At 32.3% G+C, this 14,352-nt stretch carries 20 protein-coding genes; 7 read left to right on the top strand and 13 right to left on the bottom strand.

The window, feature by feature from the left end:
- Nucleotides 1-940: solute carrier family 23 protein (locus tag RT405_RS03270; protein ID WP_313467522.1), on the top strand; the 940-nt coding region annotated here is incomplete at its 5' end.
- A gap of 73 nt (nucleotides 941-1,013) precedes the next feature.
- Here the strand turns inward: RT405_RS03270 and RT405_RS03265 are convergent.
- From RT405_RS03265 to RT405_RS03240, 6 genes are all read right to left on the bottom strand, one after another.
- Nucleotides 1,014-1,619, bottom strand: a complete 606-nt coding sequence (locus RT405_RS03265; protein ID WP_313467520.1) for a histidine phosphatase family protein — start codon at nucleotides 1,617-1,619, stop codon at nucleotides 1,014-1,016.
- 136 nt (nucleotides 1,620-1,755) lie between these two features.
- A complete protein-coding gene (locus RT405_RS03260) occupies nucleotides 1,756-2,535 on the bottom strand; it encodes a DUF2785 domain-containing protein (RefSeq protein WP_313467518.1) in 780 nt (259 codons plus the stop codon).
- Between the two features lie 472 nt (nucleotides 2,536-3,007).
- Entirely contained in the window at nucleotides 3,008-3,190 is a 183-nt protein-coding gene (locus RT405_RS03255; protein ID WP_313467516.1) for a hypothetical protein, read from the bottom strand.
- A 36-nt stretch (nucleotides 3,191-3,226) separates the two neighbouring features.
- Complete coding sequence (locus RT405_RS03250) at nucleotides 3,227-3,526, bottom strand: TIGR04104 family putative zinc finger protein (RefSeq protein WP_313467514.1); 300 nt, start codon at nucleotides 3,524-3,526, stop codon at nucleotides 3,227-3,229.
- Between the two features lie 321 nt (nucleotides 3,527-3,847).
- Nucleotides 3,848-4,045 carry a hypothetical protein gene (locus RT405_RS03245; RefSeq protein WP_313467513.1) on the bottom strand — a complete coding sequence of 66 codons (198 nt, stop codon included), beginning with the start codon at nucleotides 4,043-4,045 and terminating at the stop codon, nucleotides 3,848-3,850.
- A gap of 76 nt (nucleotides 4,046-4,121) precedes the next feature.
- On the bottom strand, nucleotides 4,122-4,439 hold the full coding sequence (locus RT405_RS03240) for a hypothetical protein (RefSeq protein WP_313467511.1): 318 nt from the start codon (nucleotides 4,437-4,439) through the stop codon (nucleotides 4,122-4,124).
- A gap of 263 nt (nucleotides 4,440-4,702) precedes the next feature.
- On the opposite strand from RT405_RS03240, the gene RT405_RS03235 reads away from it, so the two are divergent.
- Nucleotides 4,703-5,173: a GNAT family protein gene (locus RT405_RS03235; RefSeq protein WP_313467509.1), complete on the top strand. Its 471-nt coding sequence runs from the start codon at nucleotides 4,703-4,705 to the stop codon at nucleotides 5,171-5,173.
- 93 nt (nucleotides 5,174-5,266) lie between these two features.
- Here RT405_RS03235 and RT405_RS03230 read toward each other — a convergent pair whose 3' ends face one another.
- Nucleotides 5,267-5,764, bottom strand: a complete 498-nt coding sequence (locus RT405_RS03230; protein WP_313467557.1) for a GNAT family protein — start codon at nucleotides 5,762-5,764, stop codon at nucleotides 5,267-5,269.
- Nucleotides 5,765-5,983: 219 nt separating this feature from the next.
- On the opposite strand from RT405_RS03230, the gene RT405_RS03225 reads away from it, so the two are divergent.
- On the top strand, nucleotides 5,984-6,550 hold the full coding sequence (locus RT405_RS03225) for a GNAT family protein (protein WP_313467507.1): 567 nt from the start codon (nucleotides 5,984-5,986) through the stop codon (nucleotides 6,548-6,550).
- Between the two features lie 149 nt (nucleotides 6,551-6,699).
- Here RT405_RS03225 and RT405_RS03220 read toward each other — a convergent pair whose 3' ends face one another.
- From RT405_RS03220 to RT405_RS03205, 4 genes are all read right to left on the bottom strand, one after another.
- Entirely contained in the window at nucleotides 6,700-7,179 is a 480-nt protein-coding gene (locus tag RT405_RS03220) for a hypothetical protein (RefSeq protein ID WP_313467506.1), read from the bottom strand.
- 189 nt (nucleotides 7,180-7,368) lie between these two features.
- Nucleotides 7,369-7,659 carry an addiction module toxin RelE gene (locus RT405_RS03215; RefSeq protein WP_313467504.1) on the bottom strand — a complete coding sequence of 97 codons (291 nt, stop codon included), beginning with the start codon at nucleotides 7,657-7,659 and terminating at the stop codon, nucleotides 7,369-7,371.
- Nucleotides 7,660-7,662: 3 nt separating this feature from the next.
- Nucleotides 7,663-7,842 carry a hypothetical protein gene (locus tag RT405_RS03210; RefSeq protein WP_313467502.1) on the bottom strand — a complete coding sequence of 60 codons (180 nt, stop codon included), beginning with the start codon at nucleotides 7,840-7,842 and terminating at the stop codon, nucleotides 7,663-7,665.
- Nucleotides 7,843-8,524: 682 nt separating this feature from the next.
- On the bottom strand, nucleotides 8,525-8,674 hold the full coding sequence (locus tag RT405_RS03205; RefSeq protein ID WP_313467501.1) for a recombinase family protein: 150 nt from the start codon (nucleotides 8,672-8,674) through the stop codon (nucleotides 8,525-8,527).
- 225 nt (nucleotides 8,675-8,899) lie between these two features.
- Here RT405_RS03205 and RT405_RS03200 point away from each other — a divergent pair, with 225 nt between their 5' ends.
- On the top strand, nucleotides 8,900-9,100 hold the full coding sequence (locus RT405_RS03200) for a hypothetical protein (RefSeq protein ID WP_313467499.1): 201 nt from the start codon (nucleotides 8,900-8,902) through the stop codon (nucleotides 9,098-9,100).
- 182 nt (nucleotides 9,101-9,282) lie between these two features.
- Here the strand turns inward: RT405_RS03200 and RT405_RS03195 are convergent, their stop codons facing one another.
- Together RT405_RS03195 and RT405_RS03190 are read right to left on the bottom strand one after the other, a co-directional pair.
- On the bottom strand, nucleotides 9,283-9,489 hold the full coding sequence (locus RT405_RS03195; protein WP_313467497.1) for a hypothetical protein: 207 nt from the start codon (nucleotides 9,487-9,489) through the stop codon (nucleotides 9,283-9,285).
- A gap of 102 nt (nucleotides 9,490-9,591) precedes the next feature.
- Entirely contained in the window at nucleotides 9,592-10,800 is a 1,209-nt protein-coding gene (locus tag RT405_RS03190; protein WP_313467496.1) for an MFS transporter, read from the bottom strand.
- Nucleotides 10,801-11,652: 852 nt separating this feature from the next.
- Between RT405_RS03190 and RT405_RS03185 the strand changes: the two genes are divergently transcribed.
- From RT405_RS03185 to RT405_RS03175, 3 genes are all read left to right on the top strand, one after another.
- Entirely contained in the window at nucleotides 11,653-12,156 is a 504-nt protein-coding gene (locus RT405_RS03185) for a hypothetical protein (RefSeq protein WP_313467494.1), read from the top strand.
- 460 nt (nucleotides 12,157-12,616) lie between these two features.
- Nucleotides 12,617-13,219, top strand: coding sequence for an NUDIX hydrolase (locus RT405_RS03180; RefSeq protein WP_313467493.1), 603 nt, complete (start codon nucleotides 12,617-12,619; stop codon nucleotides 13,217-13,219).
- Nucleotides 13,220-13,718: 499 nt separating this feature from the next.
- Nucleotides 13,719-14,352 (top strand): ribonucleotide reductase N-terminal alpha domain-containing protein (locus RT405_RS03175; RefSeq protein ID WP_396163167.1); only part of this gene is annotated, 634 nt, incomplete at its 3' end.

Below are 14,352 nucleotides of genomic sequence, written 5' to 3'. Positions count from 1 at the left end.
GTTCCACAAATTCATTGACTCTTTTGTACCCTCTATCGTAGGAGGGACGATTATTTTTTGTGTTGGTCTGTCTTTGATGCCAGCTGCGGTGAACGACAATATTTACAACAGTGCTGTCGGATCGATCGGCCAAAATATTTTCTTGGCACTTATAACGGGTGCCATTATGATTGGCTGCTCTATTTTGGGGAATCGTTCATCTAAAAGCGGACGCATTTTTCGCGTTGCTTCTGTAATCATTGCACTCTTTGCGGGTAGTATTCTGGCTGGTTTTATGGGCATGTTGGATTTAACTCCAGTCGCTGAAGCTAAATGGTTTTCTATGCCGCAGTTTGTCTTCAAAGATTTCACTTTTTCTTTTGATTTTTCCGCGGTGGTAACTATGCTGATCATTTATCTTGTCCTAATGGCTGAAACAACCGGTACTTGGTTAGCTGTTAGTAACGTCACTAAAACACCTCTTAATCAGAATCACATCAATCGCGGAGTTATTGGTGAAGGTTTGGGTTGTATGGCAGCAGCACTTTTCGGAACTACTCCTGTAACGGGTTATTCTTCAAATGCCGGCATCATCACGATTACCGGTATTGCCAGTCGACGAGTTTTTATAGCTGCAGGCGGATTGTTCATCGTTTTTGGATTGTCGGGCAAATTATCTGCGATTATCTCTTCTATTCCTTCTGCTGTCATTGGCGGTGTGTTCGCGCTTATTTGCGGAGTCATTGCAATGAGCGGCTTCCAAGTCCTAAAACAAAAGCAGCTTGGTCAAAAAGAAATGTATGTCATCTCCATTCCCATCCTATTGGTCATCGCTTTGACCTTCTTACCAGCTGATTACTTAAGCACTTTACCAACTATGATTCAATATCTTTTTGGATCTCCAATCGCCATTGCTTCTTTAACCGCCATTATCCTGAATAAAGCATTGCCGGAAAATTAAATAAACATTAAGACCAAGACACTTTAGTCTTGGTCTTTTTCTACCTATACAATTCAGCAATTTCAGTTTTCATCTATGGTTTATCTTTCCATGGGATAATTTTAAAATTACCAACAGACATTCCTTTTAGTACTATTGGTTGACAGTTTTTTATCTTCAATCGCAAGGTTTCCTCCTGAGTTAGATTAGTCAAAAGCATGATAATTATCCTTATGCAGCAATAATGTGAAAAAATGGCGCTCTTATTTTGCTTGAAGTCAAACTCGTTAAAAAAATTAGCAACTCGTTTTAACACATCTGCATAATTTTCTCCATTTGGCGCTTTCTCAGTAAAGCTATGAGAAAAGTTAGTAGTACTAATAAATTTCATATGATCAACTAATTCATGCTTAAATTTCCCTTCAAATATTCCTAAAGATCTTTCAGATAATCGAGAGTCTTGAATTAACTTATCTGTTTCAGTAACTAAATAGGCTGTTTCGATTGCTCTAGTAAGATCTGAAGAATAGACACTATCGAGATTTTCAAATAGTTGTTTGCTTTTTAAAAGTTTAGCCTGCATTTTTCCTTTCTCAGTTAACGGAGTATCATATTGTCCAGTATATAACCTTCCTAAAGAAGGATCATTATTAATAATATTAAATTCAGATTCACCATGCCTTACTAAGATAATTTCCACTTAAAGTTGCTCCTTTGGTTATTTGTATATATTCATTAATAAAAAGTCTGCCAAATATCGAGTTTAAATAGACTCTTATCTATTATTAATTATTACATGCAGCTTTATCGTCTTCATTATGCTGAATGATCCAAGTTTAATATGTAGTAATTTGATTTAAACAGTTTAATAGCTTTAATTTATCTTCTTCTAGATTAACTTTAAAATAAACAGCTCTTAAATAATTTCGTATGTTACTGATTGCCCGAGTATCTAAATAACTATAAGTATTCTTTGAGAAACACTTGTCAATCAAATGATTTAGTGTATGAAGGTGCTCTTCTGGCAATCCATAGCGGTTGATCAACGCACCAAATGGAATTGACAATCTTTCCAATTCATCATCTTCATATACAAAAGGAGTAGTTACACAAAATAATAGAGCCTCTAACACCCTCTCAAAAAATATTGGCTGAAATAATGGATGAGTAATTAATTCGTCTAATAAATCAGCACAATGTGCAATCGAATGTGCCCATCCTTTGTTGATAGTAAACCCGCGTTTATCTTGCTCATTTATAAGATAAAAACACACTTTTTCTAAAATAAAATGTATTTGGCTTTCTTCAAGAAATCTGTTCTCTTTATCTTTATTGATTAAAACGCTTAGAGCAAGTGCTGAAAATGAGCGCGTATAGACTGAATCATCATTATCAGAACCAATTTTATAGAGTAGATATTGGTGAGAAGTCAATTGATTAAATAGTTCTTTTAATTCTTGGTTACTTAAATAATCTTTATTAATCAATTCTACAAAAGCGTTATAAATCAATTTATCTCTAATATACGGATCTACATTGCCTATATTTAATAACATTTCTTTTAAAATTAAACTGCTGTTGCTATAATCTTTTTTCTCTAATTTATCGACTAACATTCTTCTCTCCTCTCACAAAATAGCTAATTTTTTTGTATTAAACATAAATAAATTTCTTTAACAGAAAAAGGCGAAACTTCTTTCCATTGGTTTAATTGGGGTTTCCAAGACAACTAAGGTATGATAAACCTTGTTATATTAAGTAAAAAAATAGTTATATTACATAGGTCTATAACGAACTCTTTTTAATAAGGTTTCGTTATAGGCTTTTTTATCCAAATTTTTAATTATGTTGCCTTTTCAAGGCTGAGTAAATTATTGAAAAAATAATATATAGCATCGTAACACCCATGCTGTCTTTGAAATATCCCAAAGGATAATAATTTCCATTCATAAGATACTGAATGCCGCCTATAATAATAAATTTCCAGATCAATACAGATAGAAGAACAAAAATCCAACTCTTCTTCATACATTTACCATCCTATCGCTTTAAAACTTCTTCCATATTCGTTAACAACAGCTAAGATAATTACTTCTTGTCTTTTTTCACACTATTTCTAGCATCTCCGTCTTTATAAATGTATAAGGTAATAAGCGCCCCTAGCGCTGATACTATAAAGGTTAAAAAAATTTCGCCTACACTTTTTCCTTGTAAAATTCGAAATAGCCCCATAACAAGCCCGAATAGCAAAGATTGAGTTCCTATTTTCACGCAGCTCCCTCATTTCTAACTATTAAAATACTATCTTTAAAACAGAGGTTCTTCTTGATTAGATAATTCAAGAACAAAAGGATATAAGCAAATATACAATATTCCGCTTCCTATTATTAATCCTATCATCATTAAAAGTGATATATCCAAAAAAATATTAAGCAGCAAAGGAAGTAAAGGAAGCATAGAAAATAAAAGACTCCACTTTCTTGTTTTTAAAGAAGTATACTGTTTTTCTCCACAATAAGGACACTTCATTGCTGGATCTGTAGTAAAAGTTTTTTTGAATGTTTCTTTCCAACCCCATTTGTTCTTACAATTTTGACAAGTTGGCACTAACAAGACCTCCTTTTATTTCTTGAAATGCGTTATTCTATTTAGCTAAAGAATTTATAAAAACACTTTTCAAAACTCGCTCTTTTTGAAAAGGTTCATTACTATTATGTATAAAAGGACAGTGAAAGTTTCTAATTCCTCTGATTTCAGTATAAAGGAAGACAGGTGCTTTTTAAAATAAGTTAACTCTTTTGGACATTTTGCACCTTAATGTATCCCTACTTATAAATAGCTATTATCTTCCATGTAATAATCTACATAGCACCTAACCGCTTGTAACTCAAATTAAGGTATACATATTTTTTAAAATTATTTGGAACGTCACTTCTTATCATTATCGCTTGGCTCAAATTTTGCAATCAAAAGCGTAGACAAAATCAAAATTACTCCAACCGCGATAAGAATGCCTGAAGGAATAAATGATATATAAGGGAATTGGCCAGCAAACTGATAAAATTGTAACCCAATAAGAATAGACATCAATCCTAGAATAAACATCACCATTAAGTTATTCTTCATTTTTATCATTCCTTTTTAAATTCTACTCTAGAATTTAGCTGATTTAATGTTTCGCTTAATAATTAATAATCAACTGTTAGTTTTGTATTTGTTGAAAATAGATAAGAAAGCTCACTACAGTCAATAAAATTAAAATAGCTAAAGTGATTAAAGATTGACTAGTTAAAGAACTGGTATGTTGCTGTTCTGCTTTATAGTGAGGATTAACTCTCTTAATATTATAATCCGTATTTGTGCTCATAAAACTCCCGCTAGGTAAATTAAACAACAGTAAAATAATATACAGGATACCCGCCATTAAACTTATATGTACGTTCCAAATAATATGCGCCAGTGAGGCTAAAACAATTGGAATCATAATTAGTAAAACTAAATTTATTAGTTTCTTTTTCAAAATAGCTACTCCTCCATCTTTAAAATGTCTAGATTTTTTGTATTAAATAGAATTAGCATCCCTTTAACTTACATTTGTTATTAAGTTTATCATAACACTTACTTTACCGATTCTTTCAAAATGTTACTATACTCACAACTTTTTACTGGTATTTCATTTTCTGTATTAGTAAATACACTTTACTTATTTAAATAAAATCGGTTTGTTTGAGATAGTTTGCTATAATAAGCATTATATAAAGTAAGAAAAGGAGAATACGTATTATGACTTTTGATATTCAAAAACTTAGCCAAAATAACGCTGAAGTTATTGCAGATGAGTGGAAATACCCAGGGGTTTATGCATTCTATGATATGACTTCTGATCCAGAAGATTATGAAGAACTCCTTACTCCAAGTTTAAGAAAGAACAACTATTTTCAAGTGATGGAAGATAATCACTTATTTGGTTTTTTTGTTGTTGAAAAAGCTTCTGATAGCAACGATATTGTAGAGATGGGTTTAGGAATAAAACCAGAACTGACTGGGAAGGGGTTGGGACAGAGTTTTCTGCTCGAAACCCTTGACTATATCCGCAAACATTATTCTGCTAAAACAGTTCGGTTAGGAGTTGTTTCGTTTAATGACCGGGCAAAAAAAGTGTATGAAAAAGTCGGCTTCAAGCAAACAAGGATTTATGACCAGCCGACAAATGGAAGTGTCTATCCGTTTATTGAAATGAAAATGGAACTTTAAACAGATCTTTTGTTGCATGATGTAAAAATAAAGTCTGTTGTACGTCTCTAAAATTGAAACCAAAATTAATATTAGAGGCGTTTTTATGCAAGCTTACAAAAATAAAACCATTAATTTTTCATCATAATACTGATTCTCATATTTTATAGCCTTTGCTTCAGTTCCAAATACTTTAAAGCCAAGCCTGCTATATAGTTGCTTAGCGGGTAGATTAGTTGAAACAACTGTTAAATTAATTTGCTCAAGTCCGTCCCATTTTCTCACGAGTTCAATCATTTCTATCAATAAACAATTGGCCACACCTTGACCACGACTAGCAGCAGAAATATAAAGACCAATAATCTGCCCTTTATGCTGCATTTTTATACTAGTCTCACGAATAAATGTAACTATTCCTATCAATACATTACTCTCATCAAACGCACCTAGAGTGGTTCTTTTTTCCGATGGTACCATTCGTTGTTTAATTTCTTCAATTGAAAATTGCATTTCTCTTTCATAAGTTGATCCAAAAGCTTCAGGATTCGTTGTTAATGCAGTCAGTCTCAGTACTTGATACATCTCTGCATCCTTTTCATCTAATACACGGATAAATATATAAATTCCTCCTTTTTATTGTAATAACTTAATGATTAATCTCATTATAGTATAACAAACGCGAGATAATTATAAAAATTCTCTTAACAGAAAATATATTTAATAAACCTAGATGATTTTTTTTAAAAAAAAGAATTCAATTCTCATAGAATGCTGGTACACAATTTTAATCAAAGCTCACGTATATGATACAATAACTACTGGAGGTAAATCATGGATAGAAAACGATATAATCCTAAGGTAGCTATTCATCCAATAAAGCCAAAAGATTTGGAACTTATTTGGAAAATAGCTTATGGACAGAAAGAAAATGCTTGGATGAACTGGAACGGACCTTATTTTAATAATCCGGTTTATGAAAAAGAAGAATTTATCAATAAAGTTGGAAAAAAATGGATTGAGGGTGAAACTGCTTGGTGCATTGCATACAACAATGAAATTATCGGAACCGTTTCTTATTATTACGGAGATGGAGAGTTAAAAAGATGGCTTGAAGTTGGAATTTGTATCTACGATTCGGAGTATTGGAATAAAGGAGTTTCTACTATTGCTCTAACATTGTGGATTGATCATTTATTTGGACATGTAACTGATTTGCCTCATATCGGCTTCACTACCTGGTCTGGAAATAAAGGGATGATGCGTGTAGGTGAAAAAGTTGGGTTATCTTTAGAAGGAAGAATAAGAAAAGTACGGTATTGGCAAAATCAATATTGGGATTCTATCAAATATGGAGTCCTTCGTGAAGAGTGGAATGTTTTAACAAATAAAAAATATTAACAGCAATAAGACGTGGATATCAAAGGAAGCTGTTTTTTGAACTTTAAGCGATATCAATGCTTTTATCTCCATACATTCATTTACTTAATATCGTGAATCTAGAATCGGACTAATCCATGTTAAATTTAGTTAAAAGTCATACCGATTAACTAATTATTAATATAATTAAAATATTTAATTCCATCTGCGCCAATCGTAATATCAAAGGATAATTTTTGCTGTGAAGTAAATGAGATATAGTCGCCTTCATATTCGCCAAAATTATAGCTGAAATTATTTTTTTCAGGATATCCATATAGATAACATACGACTTTTTCGTCTTTAACAAATACAATTTGATTCATATTGTCATTTACAGTTTCACTTATGTTATCCCATTTATATCCAACAACTTTATATATGTTTTCTTTTGTAGTATATGGTGGAAAGCTATAAAGGGTGTCCCATTCAAAGGGAGTCCATTTTGAAAAGTCGTTAATAACCGTAGGACCGCTTATACTCTCAATTGAATCTTCTAATTGACTAGCATTTATATCCCATATATCTTTTTTGAATGGACCAACGATAAAAATTAGTGTAATAACTATACCTGTTAAAATAGTCCACAAAAGTGTATTCTTTTTTTTCATAAAGATCTCCATTCTAGTATAAATATCTTCGTTACAGCGTACTTCTATCATAAACTTTATTCTCTTTTAATTCTATACTTGTGCTATAACTATTAAGTTATTCCTGATATATGAAATTGGATAGAATCATATAGCACAATCAAAAAAGCCATCTAACGCTCCAGTAAAAAGTGTTAGATGGCTTTTTGATTATTTTATCTGATTTTCAGCAATTTTACAGACGGTTTCTTTGTCTCTTTTTCCGATAACAACAATTTGGATGACTTTAACTTTACCTTGTACTTCTCTCAAATTAACTCGAAGCTCTATTTTTTTATTTTTCAATTTATTATATTTAGTTAAAGCGCCATGTAATGGTTGACCACCATCCATACCACGCACTTTAATGCGATTAAGAGCTTTATCAACAAAGATCTTTTGGCTATCGTCAAGCTTATTATAATCACCTTTTAAATATTCTCTCCATTCAATCTGGTACAAATGCTACTCCCATCCATCTTCTTCGTCGATAGTAGGCACTTCGTTTGCTATTGCTCCACGTACTTCACTATCAGAAAAAGTAGCTACTTTTTCATTCAGTAATCTTTTTTCGGCAAGTAAATCGGCAATTTGATCATATAGATCCTCCACTTTTACGAGAAATAAGTTTTTCTTTTCTTCCACTAGGAAGGAACTTAGTAAATTTCTTTTAAAAAAGAGAAAAAGGAGAAAAAATGTTTCTATATGAAATTCTATGAATGATCTAGGTTTTACATTGTTCTATACAATTCGTACTTAGTAGTATAGTGAAATAGTGAAATTTTCATTAGTTGTATAAAAATAGCGAATTGTGGTATAATCTAAATGAAAAGGGGATACGCGACAACGTATCCCCTGGTAGTAGAACCGTTAAAGACGGTGACTTAGTTAATAATGAATAAAAATAATCATCTTAACCCGTCAAAGTTAAAAGATGATTATTTTTTTTGGTTAAATTTCAGTATTTCAACAATCAACGCAGCGAATAAGATCGCTAGCGTTAACGTTTCATATACCGTCAAAGCTATTCCTTTCCAGGAGTACAGCCATTCACCATAGGCCTCACCCCTTTTTCCAAGAGATTAGCCACCATCTTTAGACTTTTCTACGGCTCTAATTATATCATATTGTGCCTATCTATTCATTACTAGAATGACTTAAACTCTTTCCACCTGCGATAGAAACTTGCTTCGCTAATTCCAGTTATTTGGTAGATCTCCTTTACTGTTTTGTTCGTATTGTTGTTCGCAATTCGTTTGCATGGTTTATACTTGCATGACTGTTGGTATATTTTTTTCTTTCTTCTCTTGTATACTCCTTTTCTTCGCTAAAGCAATTCCGTTCCATTGTTTTTCTTTTTCGCTACTCCTGTTATCTTCTCAGAAATAATTTTATCTACGCCAAAGTGTTCTAATTCATCGATCTGGGTGGCAAAATTTTGACTCTTTGCACTCACCCTTGCATAACCATAAATCATAAGAAAACTCCTTAATCTAGTACTTATTGTATCAGGATTACTAAATGCAGCACAATGGACTAAATTAGGAAATGCTCCAGAAGCTGCTGTTGCAAAAAAATAGAATACAAGTAAAAATGGTTGGGTAGAATTTTATATGGGCAAAGGGTATAATACAGCAGAAAAATATGTTGCAACTAAATATAAATTTAAGTAGCTATAGCTATATAGGTTAGGAGCGAGTTTATGTTTAATAATCATAAAGAATTTACAGAAAAACACCCGTATGTTTATGTCATACTAATAATGGCATTTACTAGTTTTATTGGTATTTCAATAGAGTATATAGTAAATAAAAACTTTATCGGTGGAGGATTATACACCGCTATTGCACTTACTTTAATAGAACTTTTAAGAGTCAGACAAAGAAATAAAGAAAAAAATTAATTTTTAATTGTCATTTACAGCTTTGATTGACATAATTGCCAGTAAACTAAAAAGCTCCGCCACAATAAAAGTGACAGAGCTTTTTAGTTTAATCAGTAGCAGTCTTACAAAATCCCTTTTTTTGCAGTTCATCAAAAAAAGGGAACTATGATTGGCGGTGGTTCATAAACTAGTGATTTTCATCAGTCTTCAATCTGATCAAAGTCGTTTCTTTTTTGACGGACCTCTTTAATAATATGATGAATATCGTCAGTTGATAGACTAGAAGAATGAGCAGCTAATTGGCTGAACACTACTTCTGCCTCTTGACGATTCGAAATAACGTCATGACTAGCCAAATAGAATGCCAAATGATCAGCTACGTCATTAACTTTATCGCTTAATTTCAATGTATCAATGTCCTCTTGAAACTGTTCTGCATGTTGAAGGACTATTTATAATAGTTAAAATTGTATATCTATAGCCTTGTTAAATCAAGGGAGTGATAATAATTATCTTGATCTTTCAACAGAGAATACACGATGGTTTATAGCAGAATAAATGGCTGCTGTACCTAATAATATCGCTGAAATAATAAATGAAATGCGTATATCCCATATTTCAGCAAGAGCACCAAACAGTAAAGAAGAAATGGCAAATAATAAAGACACCAGTGCACTTTGTACGGCATAAATCTTAGGAAGTTCTGCAGTACTAGCTGATTTTTGAAGAAAAGTATTCAAAGCAATGTCTTTTAATTGTTGAAAAACTCCATTGAGTCCTGCAAAAACGAGGGACAACCAAGCAATTGTTGTTAAACCAAAAAGAAGTGTTAGGATACTGATGCCAAAGGAAAAAGTAATCAAAACATACTTGAGGTTTTTTTCGAATGCCAAAGTAAAGCGGGAGCATATAATTCCACCCACAACCATTCCAACAAAAAACGAGGTATTGATATATCCCCACCAAGCCTCAGATTTACCAAGAACGTCACTCACGAAAACGTAAAGTATAGAAGCAACCCATACAACATTTGCAAAAGCTTCAAATACTATAATCACATGAAGGCTTTTGTATAAAGGATTTCGCCAAACGATTTGCCAGCCTTCTTTTAATTCACCGCTTTGACGACCATCGGAAATTTTTCTTTGAAATTGGATTGGATCAACAATTCTAGTCATCAGTATAGTAGCTATTAGATACAACACTACTGTAACTAAAATGACGTTTTGACCGCTTAAAAGAGCAACAACTAATCCACCAACTGCCCATCCTCCTAAATTGACCGTTTGGTTAATAATAGAGAAAAAACTATTAGCTTTTACCAGCTCATTTTCCGCAACTAAACGCGGTAACATGGCTTGGCTGGCTGGCGCTGCCCATCCGTCTAAGAATGCTATCACAAATACAAAACTGATTAGCACAAGCACGTTTGACGTTGCATCTAACGCTAAAATAATCGCTAGAAAGAATAGGAAGAGCGTCTTACTTGCCTGCGAATAAACGAGCAGTACTTTTAATGAATAACGATTTAATAATAGCGGAGAAAGCAATCCACTAATAAAACGGCCAAACATATTGAAAAATGGGACTAATGCTAATACGAATGGTGATTCTGTTGAAATATACAAAATTGATATAAGTCCAACAATATAAAAAATATCACCTAAATTGGCCAATGATTGCCCAACCCAAAGAAAACGGAAAGATTCACTCTTCATCCTTACTACCCCTTTATAATTAAAATTTGTGTCTTATTGTCACAGGGTAGTGTTTACATGGGTCTTATCCCTCCTAAAATCTGTTATTATTCTTTACAAAGTCAAAAAATAGTAAAAATTAACTCATTAAGTATGTAGAATAAATAAAATTTATAGGGTAGTAAGAATGAATTACGTGTTACTAGTATACAATAAGTAGGATCACTATGGTTGCTTTTTGATTAAACTACTCTAACTTCTATTTCGATACATGGGATTAAATAATATCGTAATCCATGATAATTTTTTATGCTTCTAAAAATAAACAATCAAAACTTTCTATAGGGTTATTAACTATTCTTTTCGATTCTTTAAAGTTTATGGATTGTTGTAAAATTGCATTAATATATTATTTCTACTATAACTACTTAAAACAAATTGTTTATTGAATAACTACCAGATATAATACTAATTTGATATTCAAATAAATAGATTCTAATATCTTGATAAGAAAATATAATTTTTTATTAGTTACATGTATGAAATTCTATAAGGCAATGTATGTATCCAGAATGTCATTAAATCAAGGTTATTTTCCTCCAAAAAACACGGACACAAATCTCTCATATCTTCTGTATCTAGTTCTTATTTTCGTTAATAAACAGATATAAAATTCCTTCAAACATGTTCTGGAGTCTGCAACCATGTTAACTTTGCTCACATTTCTTTTACTAATACAAGTCTTGAATTCATTTAATTAATGGCTAAAATAAGTAATACAGTTTGTGGAGATATTGGTCAATTCTCTTGGCCAAAAATATATGTCATAGGATACGTCTACCATCTGAAAAAATATTCCGGAGGGTAAAAAAAATGCATAAAGAAAATCGATTGCCTCAATCTCCAAAAGAAGGCATACTATTTATGGTGATTATATCGGTTATTTCGGTAAATATCATAGCTCCTACTATTATGATGTTGGGACAAGGATTCAACATTGAAAATTATTTAGAAACGTTACGGATTATCCCATTCATGTGGGTCATTATCGTATTACTGATAACGCTGGTCGCAGAGCCTATAGTTGGTAAAGTAATGCCAAAGTTCTTAGGTGAAACCGATGGGTTCAATGCTCATATACTGTTGAATACTTTTTTAACAGTTACAGTTATATCTGTTTGTATGTCAATAATAGGTCCATGGGTTGGTATGAGAGAAATAAGCATAGAGCCTTTCCAAAGCTTCTTTCCCAATTGGTTCAAGAACTTTGGTGTGGCGATTTGGGTTGAATTGCTAATTGCACAGCCTATTGCAAGATTTGTAATGTGTAAGCTGCATATAAAGCAAAAAAACAAAAAAGAGACTACTTATTTTTAACCCTTCCAAGAACACTGTATTTAAAAAGTTCATTTTTTCTAGAAGATAAACGCAAATATTTATTTTTTTATAAATTAAATAATAAAGTATACTCTGTATAGAATATATGAAATTGGATAAAAACGTATATCAAGAACCTTAGGTAACTAGGGTTCTTTTTGTATAATGAGGTCCAATACATAGTTCACATAATTTCGTGGAATAATTGGTGTAATCATATATTTGTTTAGTGAGAAAAAGATCCGTTCAATGAATTAGAACATCTAACTCTCATGGTCACAGCATGAAACTAACAATTTTTTATTCTGTTTAAGGCGGTATACAAAAATATCTTATTTAGTATTTTGAATTAGCCAAATCATTAAACTTAGCTGTCTTAGTATGTTAAGGTTATCTTATCACTTAAATTCTGTTATAACACTATTAATAGTATAGAACCTAATGAAAGGACTGCATTGATTTGGCTTTCAATTATTTAGAACAATACAAAAGATTGCTTTCCATAGCTGAGGCTGGGCTTTTTTATGGTAAAGATGCCTTCGATAAAGAACGATATGAAGAATTAAAAGAGATAGCATTGACATTAATAAGCGATGTGAGCAATGAACCGATTGAAAAGCTGGAAAGTATCGTTTCTGCTAATGAAGGATACCCGACTCCTAAAATTGATGTTCGAGCTTATATTAAAGAAGGTAACAAAATATTGCTCGTAGAAGATTTCCCCACAAAAGAATGGGCTTTGCCTGGTGGTTATGCAGAAATAGGATTAACGCCTAAAGAAAGCATTATAAAAGAAGTATTTGAAGAAACGGGTTTAATTGTTGATCAGTGTGATTTAATTGCTGTCTTCGATACTAATTTACGAAAAGATATCCCCCAACTGTTTCAATATTATAAATTGGTTTTTTCTTGTACTGTCGCTGGCGGAACATTCAAAGAAAACATTGAGACTTCTGATGTCGGCTTTTTTGATTTAGAAAACTTGCCTAAATTATCAAAAAATAGAACGACTAAAGAACAATTGCTTGAATTGTCTACTAGTACAAGTATTTATTGTGAATGATTCTAGTTGTTTTACATAATCACTAGAATTGCCGAATCTGCTCCTAAAACTAAGAAACAGTTCCTTTTACAAAAATAAAAAAATAGACCATTTCATTCAACTCTGCTTCTTTATTGCTTCTCTTCAGCACCGATGTATGTAACCCTGAATCCTCACTCATATGATTGACACTATAAAAAACTACTAATAGGTAGTTTTTTTATTTTCCTTCTATTCTAATTGACAGATAGTGATCCACTTTAGCAGTTCAATAGAAAATTTTATTTTATACTAAAACGATTCAACTTAATCAGCAAAAAAAATTTAATACCTGAAGTGCTTGTCTTCTCAACATTTCACAAACAAATCACAATTTATCTGGAACTTCAAGAGTGATTTAACACTACATATGGTGTACAATGGATTCGAAACAACACTATATGGTATAAAAATAAAAAAACAACTCTATTACATACTATTTAACAAAGCTTAATTAATACGAGGAGTGATTGATGTGGCAATGAACGTATCGACCGATGTAACAGTAAATATCAATAAATTAAATGAGGATATTCAAGCTTTTCCTCAAGTTCATCCAATTACAGCAGACATGTCGCTAACACATATGGGGGTTTCGCGTCTTGTTATGCTGGATCGCTATGCTTTTAAAGATACTTCCAAAGTGACTCTTTCTGTTGGAGATTTAGTTGTATTAACAGTCAAGCCTGATCCTAGCTACCCAACTCGCGGTACAGGTTTTGTGACTCAAATCAATTATGAAAACCATACTGCTCAAATTTTGATAGAAGAAGAATACCGTGGGGCTATTGAAAATCCAGATGAACAAGAAACAGGGATAGTCACTCGTGATTTAGATGCCATTGAGAAACCCTTAGAAATTTATTACGAGCAAATCGCGAAACGCAATGCCACGGGACTGGCGGCAGTTGAAAAAACAGCTGAACAGCGTGAAGCTTCTTATCATCGCTTTTACAATGAATTGGCGAAGTTAAACTTTATTCCTGCTGGTCGCGTTTTATACGGCGCAGGTTCGGATACTGAAGTCACGTATTTCAATTGTTATGTGATGCCTTTTGTCCCTGACTCACGTGGCGGAATTTCAGATCATCGTAAAAAGATTATGGAAATCATGA

It is taken from the genome of Carnobacterium sp. (genome assembly GCF_032094055.1).
In the GTDB taxonomy this organism is placed as follows: domain Bacteria; phylum Bacillota; class Bacilli; order Lactobacillales; family Carnobacteriaceae; genus Carnobacterium_A.
The sequence above is the reverse complement of the archived record's forward strand: the minus strand, read 5'-3'. Positions and strand labels throughout refer to the sequence as shown.